Origin of the sequence: Mangrovihabitans endophyticus (assembly GCF_014646155.1) — a bacterium.
Lineage (GTDB): Bacteria > Actinomycetota > Actinomycetes > Mycobacteriales > Micromonosporaceae > Actinoplanes > Actinoplanes endophyticus.
In genome coordinates this window covers 1-563 of the sequence record NZ_BMMX01000177.1, presented here as the reverse complement: position 1 = coordinate 563, position 563 = coordinate 1, and the positions used below count along the sequence as shown (strand labels likewise).

General features: G+C 36.6%; 1 pseudogene. It reads right to left on the bottom strand.

From position 1 onward, the window contains the following. A pseudogene (pgbA, locus tag IEY73_RS34800) lies at positions 1 to 563 on the bottom strand (plasminogen-binding protein PgbA); the annotation flags it as partial.

Genomic DNA, 563 nt, shown 5'->3' with positions numbered 1-563 from the left:
TTTCTTTGGCATTGACTTTTTCATTGCCTTGATCCATGCCTATAGCCTTCCTTCTCTCTTCAGTCTCTCTCTCATCTCTTTCATCATGCGTTTTTTCTCTTTCTTCAAATTCCATAGCCTTTTTGGTGGCATTGGCTTTTTTCCTTTCATCTCTTAAACGACGCCTTTCTTCTTTAACATCAAGTTTTCGCTCTGCTTTTTGGTAGTTTTTCTCTTCTAAAGTAGGAGCGTTTTCTGTGCCTTGATTGGCTTTTTTAGGCTCTTTAATGGATTCTTGCTTGATTTCTCGTTTAATTTCTCTAGCATCAACCTTTTCTTCTTGCTTTTTAATCCTTACTTCTTTGCGTTTTTCCTTTTTCACTAAAGCGTCATAGTAAGCAAAGTAATTTTTAGATTGACTGCCTGAAAAAAGTTTCCCTAGAGTGCCTGCATCAATGCCTTCAACCCTAGAAAAAAACGGCGTAGAAGTTTTAGTAACACCGCTTGTATCCAGCTCTCTTTTTTCTAAAATTTCAAAACTCTCACAGCTTAAAATATTGAGCGTGTTCGTGGTTACAATATAA